Here is a 16,270-nt window from a genome sequence, read left to right as displayed (position 1 = left end):
ATGCATCAATTAGTCATATTAACTAGTGGAGTTGAAATTATGGCACGTTCGACCACTCAGAGAGAACGCCGTTATCGTTGCATCACGGTAACGGCGTTTTCACGCGAATCGTCACGCCCGGCAACCTATGGGGTTTTGCCGGCACATCGCCCCAACTACTGACTCGCCGATGGTGCCGGGTACGGCGGCGACGCGCTGATCGCGGAGCCCGCCGGTTGCCATCCGCCCCCCATCGCGCGGAACAATGCAACCTGAGCCTGCAATTGCCCGACCTCTTCCCGCACGAGGGTCGCCTGGCTTTCGAGCAACGCAAGACGGGCCTGATCGACATCCATCACGCCGATATCCCCCACCGTGAACTGGCGCGTCGTCTTCCTTAGCACCTCGGTGCGTTGTTTGACTTCTTCATTGCGCGCGAGCTGCAACTGTTCCTGCCGCTTCAATCTCGACAGCGCCTGCTCGACATCGAACAGCGCGCCCGATGCAGCTTTTTCATAAGCGTGAAACGCCTGTTGCGCCTGCGCATCCGACGACTCGACCTGCGATTCGCGCGCACCGAAATCGATCAACGGCAGGGCCGTCGCTGCGCCGAACAGCCAGAATGTGCTGGGCCCGAGACCCTGACCCGCAATGTCCCAGCCGTTGCGCGCGAGCATCGCGCTCAGCGAGAATGTCGGCCAGTAGTTCAGACGCGCGGCGTCCGACTGCTTCACGCTCGCGAACAGGCGGTCACGCGCAGCGATCAGATCGGGGCGTCGCATCAGCAGATCGACAGGTTGCCCCGGCGTGATCTCCGGCAGTGGCTTCGGCAAACCGCTGACGGTGCTCAGCGTGGCGGCGAGTTCCCCCGGCTGGACCGCGCACAGATTCTCGAGCGCCAGTTGCGAGGCGGCAATGGCCGTCTCGACATCCTGTTGTCGCGCCTCGACCTGCGCAAGCCCCGCGCGAGCCACCTCGATATTCGTGCTCAACCCCACGCCGGCCGTGAAACTTTTCTCTGCAATCCCAACGAAATCTGCGGCGATCTGGTGGCTTTGCGCCAGCAACTCGCGCTGCTGCAACAAGCCACGGTAAGTCATATACAGATCGGCGACCGCACCGATGACGCTCAGCCGCACCGCCTCGGCATCGCCCGCCGCTGCGAGCGTCGACGCACGCGCGGCGGCAAGACGCGCGCGTCCGCGGCCGAATACGTCGATCTCCCATTGCGTCTGAAGACCGATACGCCAGAACTTCGCATCGACATCGTTGATCCCGAGAAACTCCTGAAACTCTAGCTGGGTTTCCCCGCCGTGATAACTCGCAGCCTGCGCGCCCACGCCCACTGAAGGCAGCAGTTGGGAGCGCGCGAGGCGTATGCCTGAGCGCGCCTGATCGACGCGCGCGGCCGCTATCGAGATGTCGTAGTTGTGCTCGATCGCCGTCTCGATCAACTGGGTCAGCGCCGGGTCGTTGAACTGCGTCCACCACGTCGCCAGCTGTGCGTCGTCGGGCGCGACGTGCGCATCGGCGAGCGCCGGCGACGCTTCGTTGAAGTGCTGCGGAAGCGTCTTCGGCGAGTCGAGTTTCAGCGTACCCGTGCAGCCCGAAGCGATCGCCACGACGATCGACGCCAGCGGCAAACGTCGTGCAACGAGTGATGCGAGCGGCGACATCACGCGGTTCCGGTTATCAGGTCTTTCCATGTTGATCCCCGGGTTGCTGGCCCTCTTCCCACTCCGTACTCTTGATCGAGAAGAGCAGCACATAGAGGGCAGGAACTGCGACCATCGTCAGAACCGTCGCGAACGCCAGCCCCGCCATCATCGTGATCGCCATGTCCTTGAAGAACGGGTCCCATAGCAGCGGCACCATGCCGAGGATCGTCGTGCCCGCAGCCAGCGCCACCGGCCGCAAACGGCTCATCGAGCCGAAGATCACCGCCTGCATGCGTGGCACGCCCGCGGATACCTGACCATCGATCTCCTCCACCAGCACCACGCCGTTCTTGATCATCATGCCGATGAGGCTGAGCAGCCCGAGCAGCGCCATGAAACCGAACGCGCCACGGAACATCAACAGGCCGATCGTCACGCCGCAGATCGACATCGGCACCACCAGCAGCACCACGAGCGCGGGCTTGAGGCGGCCGAACATGAACAGCACAAGCAGAATCATCCCAAGGAAACCCATTGGCAACTGACGGAACAGACTCTCCTGAGCAATCGTCGACGACTCGTGTTCGCCGCCCCATTCGAAGGTATAACCGGGCGGCAAGGGAATCGACTCGATCGAATGCCGCACGCGCTCGAACGCCGCCACGCTGTTGCTGCCGTACGTGACGCCGGCCGAGACGGTCAGCGTGCGAATCCGGTCGTTACGCGAAACGATGCTCTCTTCCGTTTGCGGCGAGACGCCGTCCAGCACGTCGCCCAGCGGCACGTAGCGCTGCTGTCCCGCACTGAAGACCTGCATCGTGAGCAGGCGCTCCATGCCCTGTTCGCTCTCCGGCGCGCGCAGGACGATCGGCAACAGCTGGTCGTGCTCGCGGAAGATACCGGTGGTGATGCCCTCGGTGGCATACGCGAGCACGTCGTTCACCTGGCGTCGAGTCACACCGGCGGAGCGGGCGCGCGAGTCGTCGAATATCGGCCGCACCACGTTGACCGGATTTTCCCAGTCGTCGCGGATCGAGACCATGCCGCCGTCTTTATGCAGGATCGCCTGCGCCTGACGGCTCAACGCGCGCAGCACGCCTGGGTCCGGGCCCATGAAGCGCGCCTGGATCGGCGTGCCGCCGCCCGGACCGAAGCTCGGCCGGGTGACCGTCCAGGTCGCGTCGGGGAAGCGCTTCTCGAGTTCCGCCGTAATTGGCGGGATCATCCCGTCAATATCGCGCTGATCCTTGACCGTGACGATGAATTGCGCGTATCTCGGGTCGCGGGTTTCCGGATCGTAGACGAGAAAAAAGCGCGTCGCTCCGCCGCCGATATAAGTGCCCACATTCGCCACGCCATTTTGCGCGAGCAGGAACTTCTCCGCGCCACGGGTCTTTTCAGCGACCGCACGAATATCGGAGCCAAGCGGCAAACGCATGTCGACATAGAAGATCGGCGTCGTCGAGTTCGGAAAGAAACTTTGCTCAACGAAACGAAATCCCCACATGCACACGCCGGTCAGCACCGCCAGAGACACCACCACCGGCACCCGGCGTGCCGCCACCCAGCCTAACAGGCCCCGGTATTGGCGATACAACCGCGAGTCGAACGGATTGGGCCGGTCGCCCTCGTCGGCTTTGAACAGGTAGAAACCGAAAAGCGGCGTCAGTCCGATCGCGATCACCCAACTGAACAGCAGCGAGATCGCCGCCACCGCGAACAGCGATGCGCAAAACTCCCCGACGGCGTCCGGCGAAAGACCGATGCCCGAAAACGCGAGAATCCCCACGATAGTCGAAGCCAGCAGAATCCACTGGCCCTGCTGCAGCACCTGGTTGGCCGCGTCAATGTGCGACATGCCCTTCTGCACGCGCACGAGCATGCCCTCGCACACCACGATCGTGTTGTCGGTCAGCATACCCATCACGATGATCAGCGCGCCTAACGAAATTCGCTGCAACTCGATACCCGCCGCATACATCACGAACAGTGTGCCGACAATCGTCAGGAACAGTTCGACGCCGAGCACCACGCCCGCGCGCCAACCGAGGCCGATGCCCAACGCCACGCCGACGATCGCCACCGCCAGCATTACGTCGAACACGAAGCCCTTGACAGCGGCATCGACGGCTTCCGGCTGATCGTAAAGCACATGCAGTTCCATCCCGAGCGGCCGGCCGCGCTCCAGCTCGCGCATTTTCGCCTTCACTGCCGCACCGACGTTCACGACGTTCACTCGAGCGCGCGCGCTGATGCCGATCGTGAGTGCGGGTTCGCCGTTATACCGGATCAACGCGTTCGGAATCTTCGCGTAGCCGTAGTTCACGGTCCCGAGATCGCCGAGCAGAACTGGGCCGGCGGTCGTGCCCACCGGCAGCGCGCGGACTGCGTCAAGCGAATCCAGCGTGCCCGTCGGCGCGATCCGCATCAGCAGATCCCCCACCCGCTCACGGCCGGCTGAGCGGATTTCGTTTTGCAGGGCGAGCGTCTGCGCGAGATCGTCGGTCGAGAGATTGTTCGCCGCCAGCTTGGCCTGGTCGGCCTCGACCGTGACCTGCTCCTGCTGGTTGCCCGCGATCACGATATCGGCGACATCCGGCAACGTCAGCAATTGCTTGCGCAACTCGCGGGCGTATTCGTAGAGTTGCGCCTGAGAGTAGCCCTTGCCCGTGATCGCGTAGAACATCCCGTAGACATCGCCGAACCTGTCGAACACGACCGTCGGGCCTGCTCCCGGCGGCAACCGCGGCTGCGCGTCGCTCACCTGGCGGCGCAACTCGTCCCACACCTGAGGCAGATCGGCGGACGTGTACCTGTCGCGGATCTGGACGCGGACTTCCGAATAACCGGGCATCGACCGCGAGCGCAGAAAGTCGATCTGCTCCATCTGCTGGATCGAGCTTTCAAGCCGGTCGGTCACCTCGTTCTCCACCTCCTTCGCGCTGGCGCCGGGATAGAGCGTGACGACGACCGCGGTCTTGATGGTGAATTTCGGATCTTCGAGCCGCCCGATGTTGATGTACGCAAAGAGTCCGCCGAACAGCGAGACGAGCGTGATGACCCATGCGATCAACGGCTTTTCGATAAGGGGGCGCGCGAGGTTCATTGATTCACATCCAGAGGCCGCACCGCTTGCCCCTCGGCAACGAACTGCGAGCCGCCCCCTACGACCTTGTCCCCCGCATGCAGATCGCCCGCCACGATAGCCACGCTATTGCGGATCTCACGTAGATCGACCGGCACCGCATGCACCTTGCTCGACGCGGTGTCATAGCGCCATACCCTGTGCTTGCCATCAGGCGTGACAGCAAGCGCGGCGATCGGCACAGAGAGCGCGAGGTTCGCGGCCGGTGCCTGGTTCAGGCCGATGCGCACGCGCACTGCCATGCCCGGCAGCAGCGTCAGATTCCTCGGCTGTTTGACGCTGAACAGCAGCCGGTATGAACTCGCGGCGGCGGAGCTCTGCGTGGCATGTTCGCGATAGACCAGCTGCAACACGTTATCCGGACGATCCGGCGTCCACGCCTCGGCACGCAGCCCACTGTTGAGCGGCAGACTTTCGGCGATGCTTTGCGGCAACTCCACGCCGATCTCGATGCGCTCCGCGTTCTCCAGATTGAACACGGGCGCACCGGCCTGCACCGTCTGCTGGGTTTCGATCGTCCGGCGCGCGATCCGTCCGTCGAACGGTGCGATGAGACTGGTATTGCGCAAGTCCCTGTGCGCGAGATCTCGTTGTACTCTGGCGACTTCCAGCGTGGTTTTCAATTGCTCGAACGCGCCCGCCGACAGAATGTTTTCGTCGTGCAGCACAGACTTGCGTTTGAGGTCGTCGGCAAGCTGTGCGTACTGCGCGTCGGCGCGGCGCGCCACCAGTTGAAAGGGCTCAGGATCGATTCTCGCGATCAGTTGCCCCTTGCGCACGCGTGCGCCGTCGAGCACGGCGATCTGGACGACACGCCCGGACACCTCGAAGGCAAGCGACGAAATGCTGGTCTGCTCGACGCGGCCGGTGAACTCGCGAAGTTCGTTCGCCCCTTCCTGCGTGACAGGCACCAGTTGCACCATGCGCGGCCCGGTGTCGGTCGCGGCCTCCTGCTGCCGCCCACATGCACCCAGTAATCCGAATGCCAGAACGATGACTATCCGCGACCGGTACGCCGCCCGCTGTACCCCGTGCAGCTCGCAGGACCCAACTGCAGGGTGGCTTTCGTGAGCGGACATTCAGGCCTCTCGGTATGGTTGATTCAATATCGCGTGTGCGCGCGATATGAAGACACTTGCCACTTGCCGACATGCTCCGATCGAAGCCTCACCGAAAACCTCGTCCATGCGGACTGCGGCGCCCTTCCGGCGCCGAGGTCAGGCCCAACGAATCAGACAGGCGATGCGAGGTAAAGGAATGACTGGCGCCTTCGCGCCCGCCGATACTCGTGAACGCGACTGGTCCGACACGCCGCGCACGATCCGAGAGATCATGCAATGGCCGCTACCGCGTCCGCGCTCCGGGTCTGTGTCGACGATCGCCATGGCTTCGGTCCCGCCCTCTACAACAGTTAGGTCTATGCGTCGTATTCGGACTATCGAGGCTTGCTCCACCCTGCTTTATATTGTTCATGTCCGTTCCTCGGGTTGAAGGTTTCCTGCCTGTCGCCACAAGGAAAGTGGCCGGCAACGCTCCAATCACGGCAAACGCGGAGTTACCCCTTCGGCCTGGGAGACAATGACTGACATGTCGATATTCTTGCTGATGCGCGGTACGACCTCGCCACTCTGACGAAAGATCGCGGGAGACAACGCTGTCCCATCTTCAGTATGGGAAACACAACCATGCCGGCTAGATCCAACAACGAAAGCTTTTGCGTATCGGTTGTCATAGCATGAGACGCCGGTTCATTGAGACGGGGCTGCCTGAAAAGTATTTAAGTTCCCAAACAAATCCTTGTCAAGAATTTCGCTGCCACTGCCTTGTCTTGTCGAAATAAAACTTGACGTTCTGAACACTCAGCCAGATTGTTTTTGCTTTTGTCAGCGGTAAGCGCACTTCAGGTATTGCTACTCGGAAAACTGGCGCGCTCGTATTGCGACCGTCCACGATGGGATGTCATGAGCATGTCACCGTCTGCCGCCAAAGTGCCTGGTTGTCGAACGCATGCTCATACCACGGGGTTGAATGACGGAGCGTCGCGCGCTTTAGCGCATGATGGCGGATCGAAGCTGGCGGCGTCAATTGGTTCGAGATCGACATCGCGAATATACACATGTGGCCGCGGAGAGCTTTGACGATTGTTCAATCGCAAAGATGAGCACACCTACTTTTGATATGCCAATCGTGCAGCTTAATAAGCGCATGCAGTGCGTTCAACCGGGACACGCTTCATTCTTATGGTCATCAAAAGCCAGCGTTACTAAGCGCCCGCTGACTGTCGCTTCTTGCGTAAGCAATTTGCCAAGCGTACAGTACTCTGCGACGAATAATATGCATGAATTCTTGTCGGTCCTGCGCATAAAACAGCGACTTATAGCTGATAGACCCTCCATCATTTTGCCGGTTTCACTGGCCAAGCACATCATGGCCTGAGAGATCGGAAAGTCCTGTCGGTGATGCAGCCATGGCAACGGTCCCCAGCAAGACTACTGACTGCGCGTCACCACGCGGATGGCGGCCGAACTATTCAGTGCTCAGATATGCAGGCGTTGACCTGTCGATGTCGGCACCGCGCCTCTTCTCATCCTGGCATCCGAACAGACGGAGTCCTGCCGGATTGCAAGCGCGACTCTCGCCACCCGCCCGGCGATCCGCATACCAGATCGTCTGCTCGAACAAAGGCGTCGGCAATCCGAAAACAGCCCGGCGCCTCGCAAGGGCGAACGCGCGATGACGCACACTCTCTCACGATGCATACCGCGTTGCTTTACGTTCAGCCTGCTAGTCACCGTTCTCCTGTCCGGCTGCGCCATGGTGCGGGTCAGTTCGCTCGGCCCGCAGCAATACATCGCCATGCGGCGCGGCGATATCCTTTCAACCGGCCGACTCAGCGCGGCGACGCGTGACACACTGCGCATCGCGGCTCACGACGAGGCGCGTTGCCAGCAAGCGCCGCAGGAGTGCATCGATTCGATCACGACCGTTCCGGGAATCAACGTCGATCGCCGTCTCGCCAGTCTGGCCGAGCTTTCCTTGGCGATGGCGATTGCCCAAACGCCACCTAACGACAGCACGGCGTGGAGCGATGCGCGATTCGACTTGTGGCTGAGAACGGCCCGCTATGCATACGCGTTTCTCTTCCTCGGTCAACGCACAGCGGGTGAACGCGCCTTCGAGGATCGTCAAACGCAGGTTCGCGACTATTACAACTATGCCGTCCAGGAGCTGGCCGGCGCGCTATTCCGGCGCGGCGCGCTCGAAACAGATTTGGGCAAAGGCGATCCCTCAACGCAGTTCATCGCGGGCTGGACCATTCATATCGACCTGAGCCGGGTCCGGCTTCCCGAAGGCGTGCGCGAACTGCGCGAGGTGATCCCGGCGTCCAGACTCTCGTTCGCAGGGCTGCGCAGCATCTATCGCCGCGACGGTCTGGGCGCCGAACTTGTCGCCGTCATGAACATCCCCGCGCCGGACGTGAAAGCTTCGCCCGCCTCGGATGCCAGCGCAGACACTGCGTCACGTCCGTCGACCTGGTCAACGCTACCGTCGCGCCCGTTTAGCGAAATGCCGTCGCCGAACGTCACCGTACTTCTTGGCTTCAGCGCCGAGAATCTCGAACAACTGCGCGACGCACATGATGTCGTCTTATCCGTTTACGATCCCTATCGTGAGAAAAGCGTGGTACGGCATGACCAGACCGTGCCGTTGGCGGCCAATTTCAGCGCGGGTTACGGCATCTGGCTCGCGCGCTCCGGCTTTGCCGGACAATCCTTGCGCACACTGTTTGGCCGGGCGCGCGGCATTGATAGTCCCCGTATCTACATGATGCAGCCGTTCGATCCGCAGCGGCGCATCGTTCTGATGTTGCACGGCCTGGCCAGCAGTCCCGAAGCGTGGGTAAATCTCGCGAACGACATTCAGGGTGATGAAATACTCCGCCAGCACTTTCAGGTGTGGCAGGTCTACTACCCGACCAATGTCCCCATTCTCGTCAGCCTCGCGCGAATTCGCAGAGCGGCGCGACTCACGCTCGAGCATTTCGATCCAACCGGCACGTTGCCGGCTTCGCAGAGGATGGTGCTGATCGGACATAGCATGGGCGGCGTTCTGGCGAGGCTGCTCGTTTCGACCTCCGACGAAGAACTGTGGGCTACCTTCGAAAACAAGTATGTGCCCGAGGGCGCCGAGCTCGACCGCGAGGACGAGCGGCTTGATCGCTTTCTGCGCTTTACGCCGATGCCGCAAGTCGAGAGAGCAATTTTCATCGCGGCCCCGCACCGGGGCACGCCCTTCGCCAGCAATCGCATTGCCCGGTGGGCGTCGAACCTGGTGCGCTTGCCGCTCGCCCTTCTGCACGAGTTCGAAGACGTGATGCAGACGGCCACCAACAATGGCGGCGGACAGCTCGAAGGCCAGACCTTCCACGTTCCAAACAGTATTGAACAGTTGCGCGAAACCGATCCGCTCATCCGCGCCACCGCCAAGCTGCCGATCAGCCCGGACGTGTGCTTCCATTCGATTATCGCGAGACGCCGGGCGACGGGTCCGCTCGAGGATTCGGACGACGGAGTCGTGCCTTATCGCAGTGCGCATCTGGCGGGCGCGGTCTCCGAGAAGGTGATCGTTTCCGGACACAGTGTTCAGGAAACGCCCGAAGCCATTTTTGAAATCCGGCGGATTCTGCACGAGGATATTGCGGACGTGGCGAGAAGTGGTGAGTCCGGGTTATTCGTGGGCTGTGAGCCGGGGATGGCTGTTCAATAGAGAGCGGCGTGCGTGTAAGCGTTAAGGGTCGTGGTTTGTTGCGCCATGGTGGGCGGCGGGATGCGGGCTCGTTGCGCGAGGCCTCGTCTAGGCTTGTAGCGCTCAGGCAAGTGTCGGCTGTGAGAAAGCGCCATGCGGACGTTGGATAGAATTTGCAAACCGGACGGTCGGCAAAAGCTGACTCTGCGAATCACGATCTAGCGGGAACAGGGCGGGCTAACAGATAGAGTTCACAAGCTTCGTTTTATTCCGGATTCCTTATCACGTGACCGCGCACAACTTGGCCTTTCGACGAGGCTAGCCATGGCGCGTGTGCTGCGCCTTGCACCCACTTCGCACCATGCGGTCCACGACGCGGCGTCGATCGAGAGTTGCAACGGTCTTGCCAGCTGATAATGCAAAGGTACATGTCTGCGGCCTTCAAGGATGGCGCGGGCCGAAGGCGGCTACCGGACGCACTCAGCGGAGCGCCGTGGAGCATGCCCGACGGTGAACGAATCCGCCATCGACATTCAACCGCACACGCAGGCGGCGTAGTTGGCAATTACGCCGAGGGAGCCTCAAGGCCGACTACCACCACAGACCGTGCCCTTGTCGCCGCATGCAAGATGTGGCGACGCGCCTATTTTCATTCACACACCGATCTCGCCCAGTGCGGCTCCGCGAAGATCTGACACCCTCTCGGGAACGGATTGAGGCGCTCGATCAGGGGAAGCGCTCAGCGAGCGTTTTGTCTTCGCTTGATGAAGCGTCCGCAGAAAGCGTATGGATCGCAGGGGGCGCAGGCGGCAAGTTGATTTGCCCTCGGGGTCAAACGTGAATGCTTCACCTGAGAAACGAGTCCGACTCGAGAATCCTATAGAGCCCTTAGCCGATCTGCGTTTCGCTGCGCCGCTGGTAGGCGCGTTATCGAAGCCTCTGGCGATAGCCATTTTGAGATGTGTAAAGACGGCCAATTCTGTGAGACTTTCAGCGAGGCGTCGCGGGCGAGGGCTCATTCTTTTTGGAAAATCGGCACGAGGGGCACATGCGCTGAACCGCTGTCCGCCTTTGGGGCGCTCCGGCAGTTGTGCTAAGGAGCGCGGCAAGGCCCAAGGCTACGGATGAAAGACGAAATCGCCACTGTCAGACAGAGCCATTACATATCACGTAACGAATACTACATTTTTGGGAAATTTGGCCGGTGTTTTGAAACCAAATCGAAAAAGGCGTCTTGTCAGTGCGATCGCACGCGTAAGAGGTCCTTTCGCGTGGAACATATTGGCAGAATCGGGTGAAACTATATATTAAACAGCAAGTTATTCGATTCGCTTCCGATTTTTAGGATGTTTCACGACGAATTGCATTTAGCAGATACTAGATGACGCGTGATTTGGAACGACCGAACTCGCCAGGCCTCTGCAAGGGTCTCAATAGCGCCGGTGCTGCTCGGTGTAGGGCGCAGAGGAAACGGAATCGATACGACGCTTCAGACTAAGTTCTTTCCAGATGCTCCAAGGCCAAATTGTTATGGCCCCAATAATTAAAATTAACTCGAATCTGAATGCTCTCTGAATTGTTAAATGAGCGCCCGTGCAACGAATTGGGCATTCTGCGTTGCTCTGCAGCGCGAAACTTTTTCGCTCTGTGTAGGCGCCGCGAAGGTGGGCTATTTGTCTGGGTGCTAAATCACCTGCTTTGAACGACGGGTATCCGGTAGTTTGCAACAAGCGGGTAATCAACTGCGAGGCGTCCCCTCCCGGTGGTAACAACCATCTCAGGATCCGGCTGTGACGCTCTTCAGAAGTTAATACCTTTGTTCTAGGTGACTACAGTTTGCCGCATTCCCTCCATCAACGCGGTGTCGCGGTCCGCTCCATCGAGCAGGGTTTGCGAGGCAATGTTGTGTGCCATCGACCATGCAATGCTCGCCCAGTCGTCGCGTGGAATTAATGTTCATGCGGTTCGTATGAATCTGATTTAGCCCACCGTTCAATCTTAATCAAATCAAGCTCTGGTGCGCACCAATGGACACGGTGGCTACTACATGGAGTCGAGCCGCGATTGATTTGCTAGGCTGAGACGAAAAAACTCTTTCGCTCCGGTCTCACGAGGTCGTTTCGCGTGGAGGTCCGTCAAGACCTCAACAACCCTGTTGAACACATTCGCCGAATCATCAAGTGACGTGCGGCCGAAGGGGAAGGTGCATCCCGCGCGCTGGTGCGCCCTTCAAGACGGGATGGGCGGCTACACAGTCGGCCAAGTCCCGTTCGATGAAGATAAGACGAATTCGGAACAGGCGACTTTGCCAATCGGCGGTTCTCCACGCACCCAAAGGGAATTCGCGGAACCGCTGGCAGTTCGCATGGCATCGATCCGCTGACAGCCGACACTCGGGAAAAGTCATCGGCGATTCGAATGGCCGCCTATCGAGGGCCACTCTCAGAAATAGCTTCGTCCGGCATCACTGCAGTGCAGGCTAAAGAACACCATCGTCGGGAGCGCAGACTTTGATAGCCGCCCCATCCGGCCGGCGGCGGTTCGGAAAGAAGTCGTCGTCTTTCCTGATATCCGTCGGTGATACTGACTTACGTTACCGAGCGTCCGATTGGGTCATGCCGATGGAAGGCTGCGCGCGGGTGTTGGTCTTGGCTCCGCTGCGCTTGTTGCGTTCTCGCTATCGCCCTGACTCGCGTGAAGCGAAGATGCAGGAGGGACAGCCCTATCCCTCCTGGAATCATCAAGACGAGAGAAATTGGTCGAGCTATGAAATAGTCGGACTTTTGGCACGACGCGCGCCACTAGAAAATTCAGAACTTTCCAGCCCCGCTTTGTGCCCTGAAAAATGCGGCTGGCAAATCCTGCGTCCCAGCAGCGGCTGGCTATATCCGTTGATTCCGGTCGGTCGGCCCGAGTGACCACGACTCATATAACAACATCTTGAGGGATCCGACCAACGCCACGCTTTGAACAATGGGATAGATCGTTTGAGCGCGTTTAGCGCACAGACAACATGCGCATCGACCAGGGATCCCATTGGACGAGGCTTCCATTGAACGCGGCGGGCACGACGAGGGAAATTTCTGAGCGGCTTCTGATGGCACCCATTGGACGCCAAATTTGGTTTCGCCACCCCGCGCTTGCGGCACGTCTTTCCCCGGATACATAAGATCGGCGCCCGCCTTGATGACTTTTCGACGGCACCGAACCTCGCGCAGCAAGTGGAGGGACCTCAGGCTCGATTGCCAAGCGATTATCTGAAAACGGCCAGATCCCGATAGAATACGAAAATCAGACGATGTGCGGCCGCAGCAGCCATAATTCGAATGCAGCTATGACCGGCCACACGCAGGATGTCCCTGCCGAGACGACATCCATGGGACGATGCTCTGGTCCGATCTGAGCCTACAAGGGAGTGTCTAGAGTCTAGACACTCCCCTCTCGCAGCAGGAAAGGCTTCTTCAAAAAAAGCCCGCAATCGCGGGCTTCATTTCCCAACACAATCCTCTATCAGCCAGCCTTGGGCTGTGCCTGAAACATCTGTCCGATCAGCTCCCGAATCTGGATTTCCTGCGCCTCGGTAATCACGCCGGTTTTAATCTTCACGGTGAAATTACTGATGTCTTTGGTAATACTGCCTGCGTGTTCCTTTCCGGCAAAAAACTTATCGATGCTGCGCCCGCCAGTTCCTTCCGACGTCGTCCGGCGAGTTGCCAGCGCAGTAATCGCCGAAGCGGCTTTACCCTGATCCATCTCTCCTTTCAGAACGAGCGGCCAGATCTCCATGGCGGCTTTCATACCGTCGTCGCCATGCTTCTTAATTGTTGCGGCAATGGCTTGGGCCGCGGTTCCCCCGAGCAGGCGAGGCTGAATGTCCAGATCCTTCTTGATGAAATCCGGCAAATTATCGAATGCGAGAAACTGGTACAGGCCCGCACGCGATAGCCCCATCGCTTCGGCTAGCCGTTTGCGATTGGGAAATTCCGTCTCCGAGCGGCGAATAGCGACGCCGATTTCGTAATCGGCGAGATCATCGCGGCTGATGTTCTCCACCATCGCCAGGACAGCCATATCTGAATCGGAGCAATCCGCGACGACTGCCTTGATCGTCTCGCTCCCCAACATTTTGTGCGCCCGCCACCGACGCTCCCCCGCCACGATCTGATAGTCATTTTCAACGCGCCGAACCACGATCGGCTGCATGAGCCCAACCTCGCGAATAGACTCGGCGAGTTCCGTCAGCTTGGCCTCGTTGAATACTCGGCGCGGTTGCCAAGGGTTCGGCAAAATTCCCGCTACCGGCAATTGGGACGCAACACCCGTCGACTCAAGCTCCTGTACCCGAAGTTGCGCAACCGCCAACGCGCCCGCAAGTCCAGGCGCCGTTTGCGTCCGATTGCTGCGCTTAACTTCGTCTTCATTAATCGACGAGGTCTTACGGATGCCAGACGTCTTCGCCAGCAATTGTTCACGCATATTGCTCATTGCGCGTTCCTCCATTTTTCCGAATAGATTTCGTCCACCCATCGGCAGTAATCGACAAGGGGCTGCCGTACGCGTTGCAGCGATTTGGACGCACTATGGGTACTGCTGATGTCGAAGACCGTCGAGAACGCCAGCGCTCCCGTGCTCATGACGGAGCTTGCCGGCACCTCAATCGAATGCAGCCAATTTTCGTATGCGCTTTGCGCCCAAGCGCGCACGATGGGTGCTGACGAATTTCGCCCATAGTCGACACGCGACAGCATCAACGAAACAAAGTCGTACTTCTTGTCCTTCTCGTATTTGATAAAGCTCTTGGAGACGTCCGAGAAAAGTCTCCAGAACGATAACGAACTGATGAAATCCAGATTCTCCGGCACCATCGGCATCACCATCGCATCTGCTGCCATAAGCGCGTTCAGGTTGAGGTACGACAGGGACGGGGACGTGTCCATGAGAATGTAGTCATACTTCTTGCGCAGCGGTTCGAGCCCTTGCCTCAGCACAGTCCAGAAGCGGAATCCCGGCCGCATCTTCTGCATTGCCGGCAAATGAAATTCGGCGCCAATCAGTTCCGTGTGCGCGGGAATCACATCAATCCCGTCCCAATACGTCGACTGAACTCGAGCTTCCAGACCGCCCTCGATGTCCTGATCGTAGACGTACGGCAGCACCGTGTCTTCCGGCGTCACGTCTTTTTCGGCGTAGAGTCCACAGAGCTCCGAAAGAGAGGCCTGCGGATCCAGATCGACCACCAGTACCTTCCGCCCGCGAAGCGACAGCCCCTGCGCAAGACACATAGTCGTGGTGGTCTTGGCCGACCCTCCCTTAAGCTGGGCGGTGATGATGATCTTCCCATCCGGTTCTTTTAACCGCGTGACGAGAGGAGTCTGATAAATGTCCGAGACCTTCTGAACCCAAATGCGCGCTTCTTCCAACGTAAAAGTGCGAGTTCGGCCGGTGCCGGCTGCGGTGCCGGGCGGCAACTCGCCGTCGCCTTTGGTGGCGAGATATTGAACCTGGGAGTGGGAGATGTTGCACATCTCGGCGATCTCGCCCGTCTTGAAAACTGGAGCCGTCTTTCGCGGACGCGGCGCCAGAATCGTGTCACGGAGTTCATTCGTGAAAATCGTGACCTTTTCCGCAAACTGGCTGATCTGTTCAAAGTGAACCGTTCGGTCTACGGCAGGAAGTTGGCTCGTTCTGACCATTCTGAGGTTTATCCATAAAATTCCAGAAAGCTCAGAATACAGGAAATACTTGAAGTTAGCTCTTTAAATCGCTGTTTTTACGTCCAATTTTTAGCACTCTATGGAAACAGCGCCTTTTTATGAAGCGCGATGGACGATTTCAAGTCGAATTTAGGCTCGTCCTGACAGGACACGCCGCTCGTAGAAAAACGAATATGCACAAATGACCTCACCATCAAGAGGCAAACGGGGAATCCAACGAGTCCGTTTGCTCAAAAAACCGGCAGAGGGTGAGGTCAGTTGTGCAGGTTTCCCTATCGCGCAGGCAGCGGGCCAACTGCCCGCACAATCAACCTCACCTTGATGAGGCCAGCGACGCTGTTTGTGAGCAACCGATGCCGTGGTGGGCGTTACTTTTCGCCGCGCACAATCAATCTCACCCTGCCGTCTGTCCACGAAAAAGGTCGGAATCCCCGTACCGCCGCGACATGACAGGCGACTGCGCGAATTTCAAACACAACCAACCTCACCATCGCGGTGCCGGGCATCTAGCAAGCACAGCAACAGCACAATCAACCTCACCATGTTAGACACCTCAACGACTTCATCCCTGACTACCGGTTTGTTTGTTTTTTTTAAAACCTAAACAAGCCAACAAACCAACAGAGAATTTCTATCCACATTTGATTCAATGACTTAACCTCGAAAAGGTGAGGTCAGATGTGTCAAAGGTGAGGTGCGGTGTGCGAATAGGTGCGGTCAATTGTGCAGTAAGGTGAGACTCCTTCCACATCAAGGTGAGGTTAGGTGTGCTTCACCCCGAGCCACGATCAGAAGGTGAGGTAGGTTGTGCACTCGCTGCAGGATCCACGCCTAGCCCCCGTGGAATAAGGAGTCGGGGAGGGAAAGACACGCCGTCGTGGTGAGGTTGATTGTGTCGTTGGTGAGGTTCTATGTGCGTAATTGGCGAGAACTACCCAATTCATCTGCGACGCCTCATCGAAGGTGAGGTTCTGTGTGTTGACAGCTCACCACTGCGTGCTACAGTCCCGGGAGCGAAAAAGTGGATG

The 16,270-nt window shown here is 59.0% G+C and carries 6 protein-coding genes; 1 reads left to right on the top strand and 5 read right to left on the bottom strand.

What is annotated here, in order from left to right; translation table 11 throughout:
• Positions 1 to 155: 155 nt before the first annotated feature.
• The 3 genes from B0G69_RS34650 to B0G69_RS34640 are packed head-to-tail and all read right to left on the bottom strand — an operon-like array spanning position 156 to position 5,861.
• Positions 156 to 1,685, bottom strand: coding sequence for an efflux transporter outer membrane subunit (locus tag B0G69_RS34650; protein WP_241991623.1), 1,530 nt, complete (start codon positions 1,683 to 1,685; stop codon positions 156 to 158).
• Positions 1,672 to 4,743 carry an efflux RND transporter permease subunit gene (locus B0G69_RS34645; RefSeq protein WP_121324610.1) on the bottom strand — a complete coding sequence of 1,024 codons (3,072 nt, stop codon included), beginning with the start codon at positions 4,741 to 4,743 and terminating at the stop codon, positions 1,672 to 1,674. The genes B0G69_RS34650 and B0G69_RS34645 overlap by 14 nt, the downstream gene beginning before the upstream one ends.
• Complete coding sequence (locus B0G69_RS34640) at positions 4,740 to 5,861, bottom strand: efflux RND transporter periplasmic adaptor subunit (RefSeq protein ID WP_241991622.1); 1,122 nt, start codon at positions 5,859 to 5,861, stop codon at positions 4,740 to 4,742. Before B0G69_RS34640 ends, B0G69_RS34645 begins: the two co-directional genes overlap by 4 nt.
• A gap of 1,777 nt (positions 5,862 to 7,638) precedes the next feature.
• Between B0G69_RS34640 and B0G69_RS34635 the strand changes: the two genes are divergently transcribed.
• Complete coding sequence (locus B0G69_RS34635; RefSeq protein ID WP_241991621.1) at positions 7,639 to 9,549, top strand: alpha/beta fold hydrolase; 1,911 nt, start codon at positions 7,639 to 7,641, stop codon at positions 9,547 to 9,549.
• A 3,489-nt stretch (positions 9,550 to 13,038) separates the two neighbouring features.
• Here B0G69_RS34635 and B0G69_RS34630 read toward each other — a convergent pair.
• Positions 13,039 to 14,013 carry a ParB/RepB/Spo0J family partition protein gene (locus tag B0G69_RS34630; RefSeq protein WP_121324607.1) on the bottom strand — a complete coding sequence of 325 codons (975 nt, stop codon included), beginning with the start codon at positions 14,011 to 14,013 and terminating at the stop codon, positions 13,039 to 13,041.
• Positions 14,010 to 15,221 carry an AAA family ATPase gene (locus B0G69_RS34625; RefSeq protein WP_175159524.1) on the bottom strand — a complete coding sequence of 404 codons (1,212 nt, stop codon included), beginning with the start codon at positions 15,219 to 15,221 and terminating at the stop codon, positions 14,010 to 14,012. Before B0G69_RS34625 ends, B0G69_RS34630 begins: the two co-directional genes overlap by 4 nt.
• Positions 15,222 to 16,270 lie beyond the last annotated feature (1,049 nt).

Source organism: Paraburkholderia sp. RAU2J, from assembly GCF_003634845.1.
Classification (GTDB): Bacteria; Pseudomonadota; Gammaproteobacteria; order Burkholderiales; family Burkholderiaceae; genus Paraburkholderia; species Paraburkholderia fynbosensis.
Note: the sequence above shows the minus strand (reverse complement) of the source record. Positions and strands in the feature narration are given on the sequence as shown.

Coding starts and splice junctions, on each gene's coding strand:
- B0G69_RS34650 (WP_241991623.1), bottom strand. CDS start 1,685: ATGGAAAGACCTGATAACCGGAACCGCGTGATGTCGCCGCTCGCATCA.
- B0G69_RS34645 (WP_121324610.1), bottom strand. CDS start 4,743: ATGAACCTCGCGCGCCCCCTTATCGAAAAGCCGTTGATCGCATGGGTC.
- B0G69_RS34640 (WP_241991622.1), bottom strand. CDS start 5,861: ATGTCCGCTCACGAAAGCCACCCTGCAGTTGGGTCCTGCGAGCTGCAC.
- B0G69_RS34635 (WP_241991621.1), top strand. CDS start 7,639: ATGCGGCGCGGCGATATCCTTTCAACCGGCCGACTCAGCGCGGCGACG.
- B0G69_RS34630 (WP_121324607.1), bottom strand. CDS start 14,013: ATGAGCAATATGCGTGAACAATTGCTGGCGAAGACGTCTGGCATCCGT.
- B0G69_RS34625 (WP_175159524.1), bottom strand. CDS start 15,221: ATGGTCAGAACGAGCCAACTTCCTGCCGTAGACCGAACGGTTCACTTT.